Source organism: Calothrix sp. NIES-3974 (assembly GCF_002368395.1).
Classification (GTDB): domain Bacteria; phylum Cyanobacteriota; class Cyanobacteriia; order Cyanobacteriales; family Nostocaceae; genus NIES-3974.
Window position 1 is genome coordinate 2,031,762 of record NZ_AP018254.1, and the last position, 17,001, is coordinate 2,048,762.

The 17,001-nt window shown below is 43.0% G+C and carries 14 protein-coding genes, 1 pseudogene and 1 riboswitch; of the genes and pseudogenes, 5 read left to right on the plus strand and 10 right to left on the minus strand.

Going from position 1 to position 17,001, the window contains the following annotated elements:
• Positions 1–109: 109 nt before the first annotated feature.
• The 4 genes from CDC37_RS07915 to CDC37_RS07930 all read right to left on the minus strand — a co-directional run bounded on the left by CDC37_RS07915 (position 110) and on the right by CDC37_RS07930 (position 3,422).
• Positions 110–1,642: a SagB/ThcOx family dehydrogenase gene (locus CDC37_RS07915; RefSeq protein WP_096621265.1), complete on the minus strand. Its 1,533-nt coding sequence runs from the start codon at positions 1,640–1,642 to the stop codon at positions 110–112.
• A gap of 97 nt (positions 1,643–1,739) precedes the next feature.
• Entirely contained in the window at positions 1,740–2,318 is a 579-nt protein-coding gene (locus CDC37_RS25160; protein ID WP_231943299.1) for a DUF948 domain-containing protein, read from the minus strand.
• 38 nt (positions 2,319–2,356) lie between these two features.
• Positions 2,357–2,713, minus strand: a complete 357-nt coding sequence (locus tag CDC37_RS07925; protein ID WP_096621266.1) for a YtxH domain-containing protein — start codon at positions 2,711–2,713, stop codon at positions 2,357–2,359.
• 379 nt (positions 2,714–3,092) lie between these two features.
• The gene (locus CDC37_RS07930; protein ID WP_096621267.1) at positions 3,093–3,422 is read right to left on the minus strand and encodes a hypothetical protein; all 330 of its coding nucleotides are present in this window, start codon (positions 3,420–3,422) and stop codon (positions 3,093–3,095) included.
• A 483-nt stretch (positions 3,423–3,905) separates the two neighbouring features.
• On the opposite strand from CDC37_RS07930, the gene cysE reads away from it, so the two are divergent.
• The 4 genes from cysE to CDC37_RS07950 all read left to right on the plus strand — a co-directional run bounded on the left by cysE (position 3,906) and on the right by CDC37_RS07950 (position 8,229).
• Complete coding sequence (cysE, locus tag CDC37_RS07935; protein WP_096621268.1) at positions 3,906–4,679, plus strand: serine O-acetyltransferase; 774 nt, start codon at positions 3,906–3,908, stop codon at positions 4,677–4,679.
• A 146-nt stretch (positions 4,680–4,825) separates the two neighbouring features.
• Positions 4,826–6,424 (plus strand): 2,3-bisphosphoglycerate-independent phosphoglycerate mutase, encoded by a 1,599-nt coding sequence (gene gpmI, locus CDC37_RS07940; protein WP_096626020.1) that lies wholly within the window; start codon positions 4,826–4,828, stop codon positions 6,422–6,424.
• Positions 6,425–6,715: 291 nt separating this feature from the next.
• Positions 6,716–6,949 carry a preprotein translocase subunit SecG gene (secG, locus tag CDC37_RS07945; protein WP_096621269.1) on the plus strand — a complete coding sequence of 78 codons (234 nt, stop codon included), beginning with the start codon at positions 6,716–6,718 and terminating at the stop codon, positions 6,947–6,949.
• Positions 6,950–7,659: 710 nt separating this feature from the next.
• Positions 7,660–8,229: a peptidase gene (locus CDC37_RS07950; protein WP_157780678.1), complete on the plus strand. Its 570-nt coding sequence runs from the start codon at positions 7,660–7,662 to the stop codon at positions 8,227–8,229.
• Between the two features lie 439 nt (positions 8,230–8,668).
• Here the strand turns inward: CDC37_RS07950 and CDC37_RS07960 are convergent, their stop codons facing one another.
• Positions 8,669–9,673 carry a protochlorophyllide reductase gene (locus tag CDC37_RS07960; RefSeq protein WP_096621272.1) on the minus strand — a complete coding sequence of 335 codons (1,005 nt, stop codon included), beginning with the start codon at positions 9,671–9,673 and terminating at the stop codon, positions 8,669–8,671.
• A gap of 550 nt (positions 9,674–10,223) precedes the next feature.
• On the opposite strand from CDC37_RS07960, the gene CDC37_RS07965 reads away from it, so the two are divergent.
• Positions 10,224–11,363, plus strand: a complete 1,140-nt coding sequence (locus CDC37_RS07965) for an FAD-dependent oxidoreductase (protein ID WP_096621273.1) — start codon at positions 10,224–10,226, stop codon at positions 11,361–11,363.
• A 788-nt stretch (positions 11,364–12,151) separates the two neighbouring features.
• On the opposite strand, the gene miaB is transcribed toward CDC37_RS07965, so the two are convergent.
• The 5 genes and pseudogenes from miaB to CDC37_RS07985 form a co-directional block, all read right to left on the minus strand.
• Entirely contained in the window at positions 12,152–13,528 is a 1,377-nt protein-coding gene (miaB, locus tag CDC37_RS07970) for a tRNA (N6-isopentenyl adenosine(37)-C2)-methylthiotransferase MiaB (RefSeq protein ID WP_096621274.1), read from the minus strand.
• Positions 13,529–13,734: 206 nt separating this feature from the next.
• On the minus strand, positions 13,735–14,619 hold the full coding sequence (locus tag CDC37_RS07975) for an energy-coupling factor ABC transporter ATP-binding protein (RefSeq protein ID WP_096626022.1): 885 nt from the start codon (positions 14,617–14,619) through the stop codon (positions 13,735–13,737).
• A gap of 99 nt (positions 14,620–14,718) precedes the next feature.
• A pseudogene (gene cbiQ / locus CDC37_RS25165) lies at positions 14,719–15,393 on the minus strand (cobalt ECF transporter T component CbiQ); the annotation flags it as partial.
• A 207-nt stretch (positions 15,394–15,600) separates the two neighbouring features.
• Positions 15,601–15,888: an energy-coupling factor ABC transporter substrate-binding protein gene (locus CDC37_RS07980; RefSeq protein WP_096621275.1), complete on the minus strand. Its 288-nt coding sequence runs from the start codon at positions 15,886–15,888 to the stop codon at positions 15,601–15,603.
• On the minus strand, positions 15,860–16,648 hold the full coding sequence (locus CDC37_RS07985) for an energy-coupling factor ABC transporter permease (protein WP_096621276.1): 789 nt from the start codon (positions 16,646–16,648) through the stop codon (positions 15,860–15,862). The genes CDC37_RS07980 and CDC37_RS07985 overlap by 29 nt, the downstream gene beginning before the upstream one ends.
• Before the next feature lie 29 nt (positions 16,649–16,677).
• Positions 16,678–16,982: riboswitch (cobalamin riboswitch) on the minus strand.
• Positions 16,983–17,001 lie beyond the last annotated feature (19 nt).

The following is a 17,001-nucleotide window of genomic DNA, read 5'->3' on the forward strand; positions in this document are numbered from 1 at the left end:
TGTCCAAAGTGAGTGGAACGCAGTGAGAGGAAGCAATCTCAAGGGTTTTCAGCCTGTGTTCCTATAAAGTAAAGCTGCGGAAAACCCCTCCACCCTTTGACTCCATTGCTCATCTTGGTCTACCAACTGTAGTAATATACAAAACAGCTTCATCAGTGGGTATACCCAGAACTTCGTTGACTTGATCATCAAAGAATCCAGCAATACCACTGACACCGAGATGTAAACGAATGGCAGCTAAATTCAATCTTTGCCCCAGATGACCGGCATCCATATGTAGATATCGATAAACGCGATCGCCATATTGGGAAATGGCGGCTTTTAAATCGGCTGTATGGAAAATTACCATACTTGCATCCCGTCCTAACTCCTGTCCTAGACAGAGATAATGCAATTCCCGTCGGAAATTTTTAAAGCGAATTTGGCGTAATTCCTGGGCTTGGGGTGCATAATAGTAACATCCAGACTCCAAACCATCGACTCCGGATACGGCAATAAAGGTTTGAATTAAATTTAAATCAAAATAGTCGGGGTGAATATCTAAACTTTGGTCAAGGTAATTTTGGGGTTGATAGGTAAAATCTAGTAGATATTTTAGTTCATCGAAGGTTAAATTCTCACCACTGTAGGCACGGGTGGAACGCCGTTTGAGGATGGTGACTTCTAGTTTTTCCAGATTCGTCCCCCAATCAATGGGTGTGGTGGCGGTAGGAATTTTTTGACAAAATGGGAAATTATACTTATCTTCTAAGGATTTTTGCTGTTTGATTTCCGGTAAATTCAAATTTCCCGTTGTTCCAGGATGAATCTGAGTCACCCGGTGGAAATAGTATAGTAATTGACCATCCGGAATATAGGGGTACTCAGTTTCAGTTGCTGAAGGTAAGGCTGTTCGTCCAATCGGTAAATTTTGCTTAATATCAAGTAAATCTGCTAAAGCTAAAACTGCGATCGCGCTCTCTTTCTCTGTGTCAATATACAATAAATCATCGATTGCTTGATCCACATACCCACCAATCAAGTGGGGACGATAATCATTAATGGCACTGGCTAATTCAATATTGCCCAATAAATGTCCGGTATCGAGAAAAATCCATCGGTAGGCTCGATCTTCGTAGCGCCAACTCGAACGATAGAACACCGCCGTAATCACAAGAGCAATTTGCGTATTTTCCAAACTAGAATGCCACAAACAAGCATCCTGGAGATTCGTCCACACATCACTTTCCCAAAAATGAAGCAGGGAATGGGTACGACTTTGATAGTTGTAAAGACCTGGTGGTAATAGGGGTGTTCCCCGGGAAACTAAATAAACTTCAGCCGGATATAAACCCCCTGCACTGGGTGCAGCACGCAAGTAAACCGCACTCCCCATCGACGGCATTTTCGCGGTTAAACCGTAACTACAAAATAGTAATCGCGATAACCTTCTCCACCACTGACCTTCCGCATCATCGGCAAAGGTTTCTGGAGCTTGCTGAATAAAAGGCTTTAAATCAACACTAGAGCCGATTTTATATTCCTTAAACGGCACAGGTTGCTTTGACCAGTCCAAAGCCTTACCCTTAGAAGCAATCGTTTCTGGGTCGTATTTGGTGCGTTCATGGTAATGCTGGGCAATTGATAGGCGTAGTTCGGGCATAAATCAAGAGGGAAAATACGCATCTGCTACTATCTACTTATATTGGCATTCCTAGACACCCAGATTTCGTTATCATCAGTACATTCTTTGAAAATCTTCAAATTTCATCGTAGCTGGATTGGTGGGGATAGGTTGGTTTGTATCGATCCAAATTTTGCTTGGGGGGATTAATTTCCCAACTGGGAGGTAACTGGGGTTGAACAAAGTTATCATCATCTGCATTGCTATTTTCTTCATCACCATCCTCAAAACTTTCATATTCTGAGTATTGGCTATCCAGAGAATCCCCATTCTCCGCATCAAAATTTCTCTGGGGACGGGTAAAAGTCTTCCATGCAGTTTTCACACCGACAATGAAACTACGCGTACCCACCTGCAAATTTTCCGCTTGTTTACGCGCCCCATCTAAACTATGATCAACTTGTTTGACGACATCTGTTGCTACCCGTACACTTTCGCTGACATCATCACTTAAATCAGTCAATTCCAGTCCAGTCATGCGGATCGCATCCAGAGTCGGTGGTAACTCCCGCGAAAGAGTATCAAATAACTTTTCCGCACTACGTGCAGCTCGTGCTAGTTCCTGCAAAGCAGGTATGGCTGCGACAAGTAATACCATTAAACTTACCGCAACAAGGAGAATTGATAGTCCCAACCACAATAGGGGATTATTCACGATGGATGCCGTTTTTGCTATTTATTATTTATTATTATTTAGCCGTCTATACTGTTATTGTTTTCAGTGATTGTATCCACAGTTGACTTCCGAGATTCGCGTTTTAGCGCTTGGCTTTCCCGCAAACCCGCATCAACTCCAGCGGCGATCGCCTCCCGCAATCGATCTAGTGTTTCATCCCAATTACGTAAGGCTTTACTCGAAAGCCGATCCGCTTGTAACTGCACACTAGTAGATAAATCTTCTGCTAGTTCGGGTATAGCATCTGCGGATTTTTTCAACAACTGGCGTGTTTCTCGTCCAGTGCGCGGAGCTACTAATAACCCAGCTAGGGCACCTATTGTAGCACCCAACATCAAGCCACCGATAAATTCTCCAGAACGATTGTTAGACATTGCGTATTTTCTCTCATTACACCTATTTTATGCAGCTTTTCACGTGATGCAAGTATTAAATGCGAAGCCTCTAGACACTTCGTGCTACATGCTCGTTATCGGGAGCGGGGAGGAGGAATAAGTTATTTTCCTCTTGGGTTGTGTCCCAACTACATTGGGGACTAGCTTGTAGGTAAGTAGTGAGGGAAAGTAGGGCAAAAGTTTTTCATGGTTTGACTTTGCCGTGAGCGTCAGTAGAATGATTGTGTCCCAACGTTCTCTAAGAGAAGACTACACCTACATGGGGAACTACTCCCGACTCCCGAATCAAATCCCCTAAATTTATTATTCACAGGGTATTCTATCAATTTCTCAAAGATATATTCATCAAAGCAGCATCTCAAACTTTCAATCGCTGATTTGATACTACCATCCGTCGGGCATAGCGCTGCCAAAGTTGTTGTCCCAGCATAACTATTCCCAATACCTGTCTGAGCTTTGCTACTTGTACTTTTAAGGAACGATGGGCAATCCTCAGCCTACTTGCGTGGCGTTGATACTGATATATTGAATTAGGCGCACCATTTAAGACTCCGTAGGTGCTACGTTCAGCCCTTGTCAGTGCATCGGCAATATTGGCCAAACGTTGCTTAATTTGCCATATACGCCAAGCAGCATAGAAAAATATCAGCGAAATCAGGATATTGAGGGCAATGACAAACATGACCATGCTGTAGGATTCCTGGATTTAATTGTGCTGGTTTGGAGAAAATACAAATTCAGTATACCTGGGTATGAATAAATGATAACCACAGAACCTACTTAAATGTCACGTCTGATTTGCTACTTAAAATACCATTTGATCCAAGATTTGAACTGACTAAGTGACCACGCAAAGCATGGTCACTAGATCCGCGAAGCATGGTCACTACCTGCATTTCTCACAAGGGAGTGATAAGCCTTTAGTAGTGGGTTGATTCTCCTGCTACTCCCTACTCACTGAAAGTTTGAGGAGCTTGTGAGAAATCCGGGACTAGATCAAAAGTTAATATTCGGTTTATTTCAGCCAACCAGTACTGGAGTAATCTAAAATTCATAGATGCGTAGCGGATCGGCCGGAGGGTAATCCACAATCCGATTTAGGGCATAACTTTCTGTTGCCTGTTTACCGCTAAGATAGAGAAGTGCTTGTTCGCGAGAGGCGCTATAGCTCGTGTTTTCTACACTCATAACAGATTTCCGGATTATTTTTGAGCGTGACCCGGCTGCACGTAATTGGCTGGAAGTTTTATTTTGCTATCCTGGTTTACAAGCTCTATTGTTTCATCGACCAGCCCATTGGTTGTACAAAATCGGCGTTCCCTTTTTGCCACGTTTAATTTCCCATATTGCCCGATTTTTGACGGGGATCGAAATCCACCCTGGAGCCACCATCGGCAAAGGTGTATTTATTGACCACGGTATGGGTGTAGTCATTGGGGAAACGGCAATTGTCGGTGATTATGCTTTGATTTATCAAGGTGTTACTTTGGGGGGAACCGGGAAAGAAAGCGGTAAACGCCACCCCACCTTGGGAGAAAATGTTGTTGTCGGTACTGGTGCTAAGGTTTTAGGTAATATCCAAATTGGTAATAATGTCCGTATTGGTGCGGGGTCGGTGGTGCTGCGGGATGTTCCTTCCGATTGTACGGTGGTAGGTATTCCTGGACGGATTGTGTATCGTTCTGGGGTGCGTGTGAATCCTTTGGAACATGCCAGTTTACCAGATGCGGAAGCCCAAGCAATTCGCGCTTTAGTTGACCGGATTGAGCAGTTGGAGCAGCAAATCGCCGAGTTGCAAAAGTCACAATTGCCCGTTCCCGTTGTGGCTGGGGAGCAAATGATTGAATCTAAAGGTGTTCAGGGGATCGGCGACTCGGAACATCGTGACCGATGTTTAATTAAAGACCGAGCCATTGAGGAATTTTTGGATGGTTCAGGTATTTGATTTAGTGTCGGCATGTATGGGAAAATATCATCGTTTCTACTGGAGAAGATAAGTTTAAACGATAAGATTAGGCACAAATTCTACTTGTCACAGCCAGTAGCAGTGGTATCATGCGGTTATTACAAAAAGTAAAGGGCACTTTCACTATGACCAAGGCACCTGTTGCTCCTGTGGTGCTAGTCATTTTAGACGGATGGGGCTACTGCGAGGAGACAGAAGGAAATGCGATCGCTGCTGCCAATACACCAGTGATGGATAGTTTGTGGGCGGCATATCCGCATACGTTAATTCGGACTTCCGGCAAAGCTGTGGGATTACCCGAAGGTCAAATGGGTAATTCGGAGGTGGGCCATTTGAATCTTGGTGCGGGACGGGTTGTTCCCCAAGAATTAGTCCGAATTTCGGATGCAGTTGAAGACGGTTCGCTCAACCAAAACCCCGCATTGGTAAATATATGCCAAGAAGTCCTCAGTCGTAATGGCAAATTGCATATTGTTGGGTTGTGTTCCGAAGGTGGGGTACATTCCCATCTGAGCCATCTATTTGGCTTACTCGATTTAGCTAAAGCCCAAGGTATGCAACAAGTTTGTATTCATGCGATTACCGATGGTAGAGATACACCACCTACCGATGGCATCAATTCGATTGGTTTAATCCAGAATTACATTGAACGCATTGGCATTGGTCGGATTGTCACCATCAGCGGACGATACTATGCAATGGATCGCGATCGCCGTTGGGACAGGATAGAACGTGCTTACCGTGTCATGACCGAAGATGATAAAATCGACGGGCGAACGGCAATGGAGTTGATCCAATCTTCCTACGATGAAGGTGTGACGGATGAATTTATCATCCCCACGAGAATCGCTCCGGGGGCAGTCGTAAATGGTGATGGAGTGATTTTCTTTAATTTCCGTCCAGATCGAGCCAGACAGCTATCCCAAGCGTTTGTCAGCCCTGATTTTGACGGGTTTGAACGGTCGCAAATCACACCACTATCCTTTGTTACCTTTACTCAATACGACCCAGACCTACCGGTTAATGTAGCTTTTGAACCACAAAATCTCAGTAATATCCTGGGTGAAGTTGTATCCAAGCATGGCTTAAAACAGTTTCGCACGGCGGAAACTGAAAAATATGCCCATGTCACCTACTTCTTCAACGGCGGTCTCGAAGAACCTTTCCCTGGGGAAGACCGCGAGTTAGTCAATAGTCCAATGGTGGCAACCTATGATCGTTCACCGCAAATGTCCGCCGATGCAGTGACAGATGTTGCTCTAGCTGCGATCGCCAAACAAATTTATTCTTTAGTGGTGATCAACTATGCCAACCCAGATATGGTCGGGCATACAGGACAAATACCAGCCACAATTGAGGCCATTGAAACCGTCGATCGATGTGTCGGACGACTGGTGGATGGTATTGGCAAAGTCGGAGGAACCGTAATTATTACGGCAGACCACGGTAATGCTGAATACATGCTGGATGAATCAGGTAATCCCTGGACAGCCCATACTACTAATCTTGTACCCTTAATTTTAATTGAAGGGGAACGGGCTAAAATCCCTGGTCACGGCAACGAATTACAATTACGGGATGACGGGAAATTAGCTGATATTGCACCCACAATACTGCAAATTCTCCAATTACCCCAACCACCAGAAATGACGGGACGTTCATTGGTAAAATCTGCCGACTACGACCTGCAATGCGATCGCACCCCTGTGCGTCTTCTCCTATGAGGGGAAATAATTGATTGGAAAGAAATTTGGGAACCCCTGTAAAGTTGGGTCTATGGGTAAAAGCGAATAAGCATGAATTTGAAGGGTTTTGAGTTTGATACTCTTAACTCTTTCCCGCAAAATGACATACTATATAAACTAAGCACTAGTATTTGACCACACAAACTTTGCCAGGTTCATGGTAGAAGCGTTATTTCACATCTAGCTTTTACCCCTACTTAGGATAGCTTTGGATCAGTTTTAGAGAGCGGTCTCCATTAGTGCTTATACTTATTGTTTACCTATTTAGCTATGACAATTACAAACGTTATTCAAGGTATTTGGACTATTTCAGCATTAGGACTGGTTGTTCTAGTTTTACTTCATAGTCCCAAGGGAGACGGAATCGCCGCAATTGGTGGACAAGCTCAATTATTTAGTAGTACCAAAAGTGCTGAGAATACCCTTAATCGTATTACTTGGGCTTTGGCTGTCATTTTTTTGAGTCTCACAGTCGTTTTAAGCGCAGGTTGGCTACCGAAGTAAGCATCTAAAAAGGAGGCTAAAAAGTCTTTTTGAATACTTGAATTGTCGTTGTTGGGAATAGGAAGAGACACGACATGTCGCGTCTGTACGTTAATAGGAAGAGATGGGACGTGTCGCGTCCGTACTCTCGAAGGAAAAATCAGCTTGATAACCCCATGTCCAGGGTCAGGATGATAGTCAAAATAGTAATAATTAATACTTGACCAACACCCTCTAACCCTGAATCGGGAGTATTCTAAATATGTAAAAACTTTACGAGAAATCAGATGTTTGGAATTGCTACTGCGCGTCTATCTGACGACCCTACGGTCGATCTGCCACGGGAAGAAGTGCAATGACGGTGTTACGTTGTCCTTGCGTCAGTCCCGATTTTGTCATTGCAAGTGCAGCGGCTTCTTGCAAAGTAGCGATCGCAAAATCCATCACTCAGAACGAGTCCATTTGATATCTAGATAATGTAGAGAACTCTTTACATGCAAAGGCGAACCCAGAGAAAAATTAAAAATTTATTCATATTTTTGTTCGTATTTGCATTTATCGGACTGCTAATAGTATCAGATAGCTCCCACTCCTTTGCCCTATTCCCCAAAGCCCAGTTAGGGAATTCTCAAACCAACCCTCCATGTTGTTTGGACACGACCAAACCGGAAAATAGCTTATCCCTATCCCCGACTCCCCACTCCCCACTCCCCACTCCCAAACCACACCCCTTGCCAACAAAATTATCTCAGTGGCAGGATAAAGGCAATAATGGTGACTATTTTACAGACATTCAAGCGACAAAATTTGGTTACTTAATTTGGTCAAAATTCCCCGTTAAGATTTACATCGAAACCCCAAATCTAAATACCAACTTAGCAGAAACATGGGTGAAAGCAGTTGTGCAAACAGTGCAGGAGTGGAATGAATATTTACCACTACAAATTATTTCCACACCCCATCAAGCTGATATCAAAATTATCCGCAAAGTCCCCCCTCTTCAGGGAAATCCTCCCCGTGCGCGTTCTGCTTTAGCAACCTATGAGTTATACATACAAGATAATTTTTTACGCCACAAATTCACAATCCTTTTAAGTCCTAGCCAAAGCGGAAAATTCTTGCAAGCTGCATCCCGTCACGAACTGGGACATGCATTGGGAATCTGGGGACATAGTTCTAATCCCAATGATGCATTGTATTTTTCCCAAGTAGCTAACCCTCCTCAAATTTCTCCCAGGGATATTAACACCCTCAAACGAATTTATCAGCAATCAACAAGTTTGGGATGGAAGTTAGGGTAGTGATTTATTGCATAATGATGTAGCTGTACTGCTAATTAGTAAGTGTGTTTCAATCCCTAATAGGGATTAATTTGAATTGCAATCTAGTATTTGCAACCATCGAACAATAAAAAGTGTGGAGGTTTAAATCCCTAATAGGGATTAATTTGAATTGCAATAGCTCGAAGTAGAAACCTTACGGTATTTAGTTTTCCAGGTAAAGTTCCGTCTGACACAACTAAGAATAGCTTTTCCATGAAAATGATGTCAAGAGGGGGAAGGAGAAAAATCCTGAAATCCTTGTGAAATAGGACTTTCAGGATTTCCGTCGCAGGTGTTTGGAATGCGATCGCCTCAAATCCGGACAGAGCTAGAGTTTCAGACGAAAAAAAAAACACAACTGGCGAAAAAACACCCATAGTGCGACGGAAATATTGGCGAAAAATTAGGTGGCGAACTACTAAACCGAAACACCAGCACTTGTACCTGCGGTGACGGTTTCATCGGCAATACCGACTAACTTAGCGCTTAATTCCCACATCCGCACTGCTTTCTCATCATCTCGTGCTTGGGAAGAAACTCTTTGAACAAATGCTTGACGCTGTTTACTGTTGCGGTTTCCCCAACTCCAATAAGCACCGGATTGTCTAAATTCAGGGTCAGCAACAACTGATGCAACCCTTTCTCCTGCTAAATCTTGGGAGACGTAACCTTTGGTGATGTATTTTTGAAACAGGGGAAATAGTTTTTGGAAGAGGGGATAATGGTTACGGAATAGGGGTGTGTCTGCAACGCATCCAGGGTAAAGGGAGGTAAAGGTGATTCCGGTGGATTCGTGGAAACGACGGTGTAATTCCCGCATTGTCAGGACATTGCAGACTTTACTGTCTTTGTAGGCTTTGACTGGTTCAAATTTTTTCCCGTTGATCATGGAGATGGGTGGTTTAAATCCAGCTGCAAATCCTTCAAAGTTACCGAGGTCGGGACGGGGATAGACTTTACCACCGGGTTCGTCGGGGTTGTGGGTGACGGTTCCAAGGATAACTAAACGTTTATCTGGGTAGTAGGATTTTTTCATGTCCTCTAGTAATAAGTTACACAGGAGGAAATGTCCTAGGTGGTTGGTTGTGACTGTTAATTCGTAACCTTCGGGACTGCGCAGGGGTTCCTTGAGTAAAGGCATGTAAATGGCAGCGTTGCAGACCATTGCGTCGAGGGAGCGACCACTCGCTTGAAATTCTCGCGCAAATCGACGCACACTTTCTAAGTCCCCTAGGTCTATTTGCATCAGGGAGTAGGTTCCTTGGGGAATACCAACTGCTTGCGCTGCTTCTCCTGCTTTTCGTAGGTCTCGACAAGCCATGATTACATGCCAACCTTTATTGGCAAGTGCTTTTGCCGCATATAAACCGACTCCGGAAGAGGCTCCTGTAATTATTACTGTTGGCTTACGTTCTGTCACCATTTGCTTGAATATTATTTACTATCACTGGGAGATTATTATCCTTGATTTTACATCTCTGGGTGACTGTCTCTATAGGGGTGGAATGGCTGCTGTTACTGAAATTATCAAGATATTTAAAGTTAGGTAATTAATTGCTAAGATTTTTTACTGGGAAATTGATAGTTGATGGCAGGGCGAAAAGGACAATAATGGTGGTTTTTGGTGAGTTATATGCTGGTTTTAGTTTGGTTTAGGGTTTTTCGTATTGCTTGGAGATGGTGGTATAGATTGATGAAGGAATTTTGATTTTGTGGTTGTTAAGTTAATAATTCTTTTCGATGGGGATTTAAAATTAAGATTTATTAAGTGCGGTGTTTCTTCGTCTCAGAAGTTAGGTTTTGGGCAAGATTTTCTAGTTTAATCAAGATTTATCGAAAAAAAACCGACTTCTCCCCATTTATTTTTCCGCAGAAATATAAAATATTTTTTAATTCCCGTCATTTTGGCAATCAACAGGAATAAATATGGATAGGATAAAGAGACTCCAATACGAGTTGACAGACTCATCTGTATGCGCATTGTCTTGATTGGTGGTGGACATAGCCATGCGATCGCGTTATGGTTTTTTGGCAAATATCCCCCGGTTCAGGGTGTGGAATTGATTTTGATTTCTGACTGTATTCAAACTCCCTATTCGGGGATGTTACCGGGACATATAGCAGGATTTTATACCTATCAGGAATGCCATATTAATTTGATTCATTTAGCTAGATTTGCTAGAGCAAAGCTGTGTCTGGATCGAGTGATTGGTTTAGATTTACACCGTAACCAGGTAATTTGTGCCCACAATCATCCGATTTCCTTTGATGTGGTTTGTTTAGATATCGGTAGCACCCCAGCGATTCTCACTGTTCCTGGTGCGTTGGAGTATGCGACTCCGGTTAAACCCATCCCCCAATTTTTGCGGTCATGGTCAGAATTTTTGACAAATATCAGCCAACGACCCCAACAACCAGTGAATGTGGGAATCGTTGGTGGAGGAGCAGGGGGAGTTGAATTAGCCTTAACAATGCAAGCACGGTTAGGCAAAATCATTGATTCCCCGGCAAACTTACACATGCATTTGTTTCAACGGGGGATGAAAATTATGCCTAGTCATCATCCTACTGTACGGTGTGTTTTACAATCAACCTTAAAAAAGCGGGGAATAAACATCCATTTAGGTGCAAGTGTTGTCAAACTAGATTCCCCCGTACCACCCAAAGTTCAGATTATCACCAAATCCGGCTTTTCTACCGAATGCGATCGCATTTTTTGGGTAACCCATGCATCTGCACCCACCTGGTTACGGGATGCAGGATTAGCTACCGATGCTCAGGGTTTTGTGCTGGTGGACGAAACTTTACAGTCAATTTCCCATTCCCAAGTTTTTGCCACTGGAGATATTGCTAGTATCCTTAACCATCCCCGTCCCAAAGCAGGGGTTTTTGCTGTCCGTCAAGGTAAACCCCTGTATACTAACCTATGTCGGCTAACGGAAGGTAAACCCCTGAAAAACTATATACCCCAACGCCAATATTTAAGTTTAATTGGAACCGGGGATAAACGGGCGATCGCTTCACGGGGTTGTTTTACCCTCCCCCCCCATCCCCTGATTTGGTGGTGGAAGGATAGAATCGATCATCGATTTATGCAGAGGTTTTCTTTTTAATTCGTAATTTGTAATTCGTAATTCGTAATTTGTAATTCGTAATTCGTAATTTGTAATTTGTAATACCCGCTATGGGGGAAGCAAGCTACTTAATTTGTAATTTGTAACGATAAGAAATACCCTTTAAAAATGCTTCTCAAGTTTCTGCGAAAGTAGTTAAAGCTTTATAAGTATAATGTTTTCTCAGACCACCCATTAGTTGCTGATCAATGATGAAAGTATAAGCCAATACAGTTAGTTAAAGATAACTGTAGGTTGGGTTGAGGCTTTGCTTAGACTGTTGATTTTGTGGAAATTTACCCATAAGTTCACACTGTTTTTGTGATTATCTTGTCCCGATGCTCCGGGTGGGGACGCATTCCACGAGGGTTACTCCCTCAAATCAGGAAGCAGAGCTTCCCTATATGTATCAACAGCCCCAGTATTGGAACAAGTTTGTTGTCACGGTTTGTGGATAAATTTGCGACCCCAAAAAAGGCACAAAGTACACAGCCTAGGCTCTGCCTCTACATTCTTCAACCTAACCTACCCAGTAATCAAGCTTTTAAGTCTAACTGAACTGTATTGAAGTATAAGCTTTAAAATCTAATAAGATAAAGTGACGAATAAGACTCCTGGATTTCTCACGAGTAAGTTGTAAGCTTTGAGTAACGGATTGATTTTCCTTCTACTCCCTACTCCCGTACAAACGACCCGTCGGGTCGTCTGTACTCCCTATTCCCCATGAGTTTTAGGGTTTTGTGAGAAATGCGGGACGTGTTTTTTCCCCTTCTGATATTCTTTCAGCCCTAACCAATCTTTAGCCTTGCTACTGATTGGGCAACTGGGACTGGTTCTCCTGTTAAACTAAAGGCACGCACTTCCGTAATTTTCACATTGACAATTTGCCCTTTTAGCTCATTGATGTCACCTTGGAAAAAGGTAAGTCGATTGCCGTCGGTACGTCCCATCACCTGGCTCCCATCTTTGGGATTTTGCTCTTCTACTAATACCTGTTCAATTCTACCTAGATATCGCTGCGATCGCTCGGCGGCTTTAATTGCCACTAAATGGTTTAATCTTTGTAGGCGATCGCTTTTGACTTCTTCGCTGATTTGCTCTTCCCATAGGGCTGCGGGTGTCCCTGGACGGGGGGAATAGGCAGCAGTATTTAGTATATCAAACCCGATGTCTTCCACTAGTTTCAAGGTATTTTCAAATTGCGCTTCTGTCTCTCCGGGAAAACCAACAATGGCATCCGCACTGATGGCTGCATCGGGCATATAGGTACGAATTGTCTCAATAATCCGGCGATATTTTTCGTGGGTATATCCCCGTGCCATCCGCTTCAAGACTTCGTTATCCCCTGATTGGAAGGGAATATGGAAGTGCTTACAAATCTTCGGTAATTCAGCACAGGCGCGAATTAAACGCTCCGTAAAATAACGGGGATGGGATGTAGCAAAACGAATTCTTTCAATTCCTGGCACATCGTGGACAAAGTATAATAAATCCGTAAAGGTGTGTAAATGTCGTCCCTCTGGGGTTGTTCCTGGTAAATCCCGTCCGTAGGCATCAATATTTTGTCCCAGGAGAGTAATTTCTTTGTAACCCTGTCGTCCTAATTCCTCAATTTCGGCACGAATTGCCTCCGGTGTGCGCGACTGTTCCACACCCCGGACATTGGGAACGACACAGTAGGTACAACGCTCATTGCAACCATAAATCACATTCACCCAAGCGCTGACACTGCTATCTCGCCGTGGCTTGGTAATGTCTTCCATGATATGAACGGCTTCGGTGGCCACGACCTGATTGCCGTCAAATACCTGCTGTAATAAATCCTTGAGGCGATTTGCATGTTGGGGACCCATGACTAAATCTAGTTCTGGAACCCGACGCAATAGGGCTTCTCCTTCCTGTTGGGCTACACATCCAGCCACAATTAGGGTTAAATCTGGTTTTTCGTGCTTGCGTTTGGCTTGTCTACCGAGATAGGAATATACTTTCTGCTCGGCGTTATCACGGATAGTACAGGTGTTGTAGAGGATTAAATCTGCCTGATTTGGGTCTGCGGCGAACTCAAAGCCCATGTCTTCTAAGACACCAGCCATTCGTTCTGAGTCCGCCTTATTCATTTGACAGCCGAAGGTAGTGATATGATAGGAACGCTTAGAAGTGGTCATGGGTTACTTTACAAAAAAATGCAGGTTCACGCAAGAACATTTTAACTTAATTTGTAATTTGTAATTCGTAATTCGTAATAGCCTGCGGCAACGCTTCGCGTACGTAATTAAGAAGCATAACGGGTTGATGGTGTGACTGCTCCCTAATGCCTACTCCCTACTCCCTGGATTTTTTTAATTTGTGAGAAATCCGGGGTGATTAGATTCTAGGTTTTCTTTGCCAGTTGAAGAATTTTATCTTTAATTTGTGCGAGAATGGCTGGTTCAATTTCCAAGTCAGTGGGGGAGAGTCCCTGAATTTTTGCTAACAGGGGTATATCTAATTCTAAATCTGTGAGTGTTTGGGTTTGGCTAAAGATATAGTTGGGTTCACCTTCGAGGATTAATTGACCTTGATCCATGACGAATATCCAATCAGCCCAGTTATAAACTAAATTGAGGTCATGGGTTGCCATGAGGAGGGTTGTACCGGATTGATGGATTTTGGCTAAAACCGATAGGAGTTGACGGGTGTGTTTTATATCTAAATAGGCAGTGGGTTCATCGAGGATAAGTAGTTCGGGTTGTAGTACCATGACATCGGCGATGGAAACTCGTTTTTTTTGACCTAAACTGAGGTGATGAATGGGTGTATCCGCAAGTTCTGTTAATTCAAAGTCTATCAGAGCTTTTTCGACACGGGTTTTGATTTCCTGGAGAGGTAAATTTAAGTTGCATAATCCATAGGAAATATCTTCTGCGACGGTGGATGCAACTAATTGATGTTCTGGGTCTTGGAATACTAAACCGATTTTCTGTCTTAAGTGATTTAAATAATAGTGTGTATATGCAAAGGGTTGACCACGCCATTTGATTTGACCTGATAGGGGTTTATATAGTCCATTGGCTAATAAAAATAAGGTGGTTTTACCACAACCATTTTGACCAATTAGGGCGCATTTTTTCCCCGCAGGTACTTGGAGTGTAAGTTGGTTGATGGTAATTTGTTTGGAACCAAAATATTTATAGCTGACATGATTAAAATCAAGAAGAGTTCGGCATCGGAATTGGACATAGAGGATTTCTAAGCAAATCAATATTATCCAACTCATCATAGCGACAAATAAATATCGTTGATAGATAGGTTGGCTACCGGGGTGATGACAATTGCTAAGGCGCTGGAAGCTATAGACGCGAATTTCACCATTAAATCCTCGACTTTCTAAGCCTTTACTAAACTCTTGATATTGTTGTAAGCTACGTTGCAGAAGTTGGCCAACTAAAAGGGCAAAACTGCTAATACCCCTTTTCCAAGTGCGATAACCGCCACGGGAATTTTGAGCAATCCATAGTTGATTTGCTGTTTTTAGTAAGACAAAAATAAATCGATACATCAAGAGTAATAATTCCGTTAAAAGGGTAGGAAATCCCCATTGACGTAGCACCTGTAAAATATCTGTGAATGGGGTAGATAAAATCAAAAAATATAAGCAAGAAATGGTTGCAAAGGAGCGACAAAAAATTGTGAAGGCTTGGTTGATTCCCTGACGACTTACATATATATAATGATTGCCAAAAATCAATCCTTGCCAGACATCATTTTTAACCAATTCCCAGAGTTTATAATCAATAAGATTTATTATCAAAGCTGGTAAACTCATCAACATAAAAATACTCGCAGCCATCAATAATTTGAGATAAAACTTGATGGGAATACCCGCAAAAACAACCAGACAAAACCCCATCCATAGAGCGAGAATTAGCTGGATTGGTGGATGGAAAAAAAATGCGATCGCAAAATTTAATAAACTGAAAATTACCTTGGCAATGGCAGGTATATTCCGGAGTTTATTCCTATAAGCTAGGCTATCAAGTGGGAAAGACATTAACAATTCGTAATTCGTAGTTACTAATTTGTAATTACGTTACGGATGGGGATTTAGACCCCACCCATAACGTTATAAAACCGCAACGTAACCGAACATTTGGCTCAAAGCTTTACTCCCGTACAAACGCGATATATCGCTTCTCTCCCTGTACAGACGACCCGACGGGTCGTCTGTACTCCCTAATTTCAACGACCACCCACCGACTTACTGACGTTGACGACCGCGATAAAAACCAATTACATAGCCAATTAAACCAGCACCCAACCCTGCTTGAGATGCAAATAATAAACTTTCAGTTTCACCACCAGGGGGAGCAAGAATCGGTTCAAACCAAGGTTTATAATCTGGTTTGACCTGCTTAATTATCTCCTCCGCTTGTCCGTCTGCACCAGCAAATTCCGAACCACGCACAATAATCAAAGGTGCAACCACCAAAGCTACTACCCCTAACACCAATAACCAATTACTTACTTGGTTGCGAGATTGATTCATGTTTTCCTGGCTGAATTAATCGTAAAAGTTCTAATTCCTGTGCATTGTAGGACTCTAACCAGTTCCATACCAATACGGTTAACAATCCTTCACTAATTGATAAGGGTACTTGGGTATAGGCAAAAATCCCTGCAAATTTAGCAAACGAAGCCATCACTCCCCCCATGGAAGCGGGAAAAGCTAAAGCCAATTGGAGAGAAGTAATTACATAGGTGAGCAAATTTGCCAAAGCCGCAGCTGCAAAAATCGCCAAACGCTGCTGACTAGTTATACCAACAATCAATTTATAAATCCAGTAGGCAGCAAAGGGTCCTGCGATCGCCATTGAAAATGCATTTGCACCCAAGGTGGTCAAACCACCATGAGCAATTAATACAGCCTGAAACAATAATACCAAAGTCCCCAATACGGACATCACCAACGGACCAAACAACACTGCTCCCAATCCCGTACCAGTCGGGTGAGAACTACTACCGGTCACCGATGGCATTTTCAAGGCCGATAGTACAAAGGTAAACGCACCAGCCAGTGCTAATAATAACTTAAGTTGGGGATTTTCCTGGGTAATTCGAGACAGCGATCGCATTCCTAAAATCAAAAAAGGCAATGTCACCACCCACCAAAAAACAGCCCAAGGAATAGGTAAAAAACCCTCCATAATATGCATCCCATAGGCTGGTTGAGTTGAACTGATTATTAGATAGCAACTTAAAACCGCAATCAGACTCAGACTCACACATCTTCGTCCCCATTTTCCCATTATCTGTACCTCGCAGATTCATGTTAGTCACATTCAAGCAAGTATCGGTGGGTATTCTGACTGACACAATTTTAGTCTAGAGATTAAATGATTCATACTTCCCACACTGAAATATGTTTCCCTTTTGGTTGGTTGACAACTGACAGTTGGCTTTTAAGCATTAACCATTTTCACCAAAAGCTCACTTATTGACTGTGTAAAAGTATAGCTGCTTTTACTTACCCTCAACGACAAAATTGGCTCACAGCTGCGGGACAGCGCCGGATTTACACCGAACTTTCCCCCTTACCTCGGATAGCTGCTCCCTATCCGAACCGATTTTTGCTACTATATCACCATCTAGGGATTTTGGC

Bases quoted from the DNA above. Each gene is read 5' to 3' on its own strand.
- CDC37_RS07915 (WP_096621265.1), bottom strand. From the start codon at position 1,642: ATGCCCGAACTACGCCTATCAATTGCCCAGCATTACCATGAACGCACC.
- CDC37_RS07925 (WP_096621266.1), bottom strand. From the start codon at position 2,713: ATGTCTAACAATCGTTCTGGAGAATTTATCGGTGGCTTGATGTTGGGT.
- CDC37_RS07930 (WP_096621267.1), bottom strand. From the start codon at position 3,422: ATGGTCATGTTTGTCATTGCCCTCAATATCCTGATTTCGCTGATATTT.
- gpmI (WP_096626020.1), top strand. From the start codon at position 4,826: ATGACCAAGGCACCTGTTGCTCCTGTGGTGCTAGTCATTTTAGACGGA.
- secG (WP_096621269.1), top strand. From the start codon at position 6,716: ATGACAATTACAAACGTTATTCAAGGTATTTGGACTATTTCAGCATTA.
- CDC37_RS07960 (WP_096621272.1), bottom strand. From the start codon at position 9,673: ATGGTGACAGAACGTAAGCCAACAGTAATAATTACAGGAGCCTCTTCC.
- CDC37_RS07965 (WP_096621273.1), top strand. From the start codon at position 10,224: ATGCGCATTGTCTTGATTGGTGGTGGACATAGCCATGCGATCGCGTTA.
- miaB (WP_096621274.1), bottom strand. From the start codon at position 13,528: ATGACCACTTCTAAGCGTTCCTATCATATCACTACCTTCGGCTGTCAA.
- CDC37_RS07975 (WP_096626022.1), bottom strand. From the start codon at position 14,619: ATGAGTTGGATAATATTGATTTGCTTAGAAATCCTCTATGTCCAATTC.
- CDC37_RS07980 (WP_096621275.1), bottom strand. From the start codon at position 15,888: ATGAATCAATCTCGCAACCAAGTAAGTAATTGGTTATTGGTGTTAGGG.
- CDC37_RS07985 (WP_096621276.1), bottom strand. From the start codon at position 16,648: ATGGGAAAATGGGGACGAAGATGTGTGAGTCTGAGTCTGATTGCGGTT.